General features: G+C 57.3%; 2 protein-coding genes. Both read right to left on the minus strand.

Going from position 1 to position 2,586, the window contains the following annotated elements; all coding sequences use genetic code 11:
- Positions 1–339: 339 nt before the first annotated feature.
- The gene (locus ACWI8T_RS09375) at positions 340–2,025 is read right to left on the minus strand and encodes an FAD-dependent oxidoreductase (RefSeq protein WP_449138751.1); all 1,686 of its coding nucleotides are present in this window, start codon (positions 2,023–2,025) and stop codon (positions 340–342) included.
- Between the two features lie 85 nt (positions 2,026–2,110).
- A partial coding sequence (locus ACWI8T_RS09380; protein WP_449138752.1) for a cytochrome c3 family protein occupies positions 2,111–2,586 on the minus strand: 476 nt, incomplete at its 5' end.

Genomic DNA, 2,586 nt, shown 5'->3' on the forward strand with positions numbered 1-2,586 from the left:
GGGCCGATTGCCATCGGCAAAAACGCGAACTACAACCCCCCTATCTATTTCGCGTTTCTCAATTTTTTGCGATTTTGCGAAGTAGACGCCGCCATCTACTTCGCGTTTTCGTTTTTCGCTGCGATACGCGAAATAGAAACCAACGCGAAACTCACGAATCAAAGCACTTGCAGCCCATAGAAAAGCAAGCGGGATCGGCGATTAGGGAACCGCCGGAGCAATCCCTAACAAACAACCCCGCCGCAAACGAATGGTGGGCACCACATACGCGATACCCACCAACAGAAGGGAAAGCCATGCGGAGTTTAGAGGGAGGGAAGGGAGACTCCGCTGCTTAGATTATTTTTCGTCCCAAGGCTTGTTCGCCGATGCCGAACGGGCGGCAATGCGGCCCCAAACCATGTTCTCGGCGTTATTGCCGCCGGAAATGCCATAGGTGTGGCTCGCCATGTTGCCGAAGCAGCCCGCCGCATACAAACGGCCAATAGGCTTGTCGTCAAGATCGAGCACCTGTGCGTTGACATCCTTCTTCGGACCGCCGAGTGTCGAGCAGCCGCCGGGATACAGGGGGTACGCGTAATACGGCGGGGTCGCGACCGGCGCAAGCGTGGCTTCCGTACGCTGGAATTCGGGGTCGCTGCCGGCAGTGCAGTAGCCGTTGTACTTCTCGATGGTGGCCTTCACAGCCTCTGCATCGGGAGCAACGTCGACCTCGGCCATCTTCTTGATAAGCTCGTCGATCGTGTCGGCTTTCAGAATCCAGCCCTTCTGGATTTCTGCCGAATTGTCCTCGCTCCAGCCGGGATATTGGCCGCACTCCGCGGGAATGTCGCTCAACGTCATGCCGATGGTGGTCGATCCGCCAGGCGTGTTCAGAGCGCCACCCGCAGTAGCGCCAAGCGGTCCGGCGTCGATAACGTTCTGATCAAGAATGACCCAGGTCGGAATGCGCTCGAAGTCGCACAGCTTCTCGTCGTTGAACTTCTCGAACTCATGCCAGCCCACATGCGGGCTCAGGAACGTCGATTCGGCAATCCAACGGTTGCCCAGACGATCGAGCATCACGTAGTTATTCGCTTGGGGGGTAAGGGTGAACGCGTACTTCCACTCGAAATCTTTGAACCATGCGTTGTACGAGCCAATGACATTATTCATGTGCCACAGTTGCGCGCCAACATCCTGCACCATCTTGATGCCGTCGCCCGTGTTGAAGGGCCAGCCGTAGAAACCGTTCATCGGGTAGCACTTGCAATAGGTGTTCTTCAGCTCATCGTTGAACTCGAAGCCGCCAGTAGTCATGATAACGCCCTTGCGAGCCTTGATGGCATACTGCGTGCCGTCGTCGCCGATGTAGGTGTACGCACCAACGATTTCCTTGGTTTCGGGGTTCTGAATCAAGGTTTCGTCATGGCAGCTGAACTTAACCTCAATGCCCAAGTCGGCGCGAGCCTGGTCAAGCGTGTGCCAGCCTTCGTTGCCGCCCTTCGTCGCATCGCCGAACGAGCACACATGCATGGCCTCTGCGCCATCGATCCACGGATACTCGCAGCTTGACGTTCCGCCGGAAGCGTTGGTGCCCTTCTTCTTTTCAGTCTTCACGCCCCAACGATCGCAATAGTCCATGTTGTTGTAGCACTCTTCGGCCCATGCGCGCGCAATTTCCTCGGGCGTATGTCCCTTGGTGAAGCCGGTAATGTATTTCACGGCTCCGTCCACGTCATCAATCCAGGTATATTCGCCCATGTTGATGGAGCTGTTTCCGCCGCCGCGCGACGGCGCCTTTTCGAGCACGAGCACGTCGCTATTGCCCTCGTCTTTAGCGGTAACCGCAGCCCACAGGCCAGCGCCGCCGTAGCCAATAACGAGCACGTCTGTTTCAAAATCCCACTTCGAAGGCATCCAGTCTGCCGAAGACTCGGAAGACGCGCAGCCTCCCAGGCTGGTTGCGGCGGCTGCGCCGATAGCGGCAAGACCAGCGCCCTTCAGGAAATTACGACGAGAAAGTCCCATTTCATTCCCTTCCATTTCGTTCCCCTTTCTAAGGCTTTCGCGCATGAAGCGCACTTGCAATCGCCCCGTGAAATCCCCTTTCGCCGGGGCGAATTTCTAACTAGCTATGCTGGTGGCACGTATAGCACTCGAACACATCGGCGTGGTGGCAGCTCGTGCAGTACGATTTCGCGTCGCCGTCAAGGTCGGTCTGCTCGGAATGCATGGTGTGGCAATTCGTGCAGGTGATGGCCTGATGGGTTTCGGTTGCCGGCAAATCATGCGGGTTGACCGTCTTGCCGTTCGAATCGGTGAGAGCCGTGACCGATGCCGTCTTCTGGGCAAGCTCGCTTTGATCGTGGCAACCAAGGCACACCTCGCTCGTCACCTCGGTCTGCTTCAGGCGAGTCGGCTGACGATCGTCCGAGCTCGTACCGTTATGGAGCTTGGCAAGCTTTTCGGTATCGGAATGGCAGTCGGCGCATGAAAGCGATGCGTGCTTCGATGCCGTGCATGCCGTATCGGCCTCAGACGAGACCTCGTTGGAATGGCACGTCGCACAATCGGTGCTCGGCAACCAATCGGTCAGCGTGATGC

This window comes from Slackia sp., from assembly GCF_977041755.1.

Coding starts and splice junctions, on each gene's coding strand:
- ACWI8T_RS09375 (WP_449138751.1), bottom strand. CDS start 2,025: ATGGAAGGGAATGAAATGGGACTTTCTCGTCGTAATTTCCTGAAGGGC.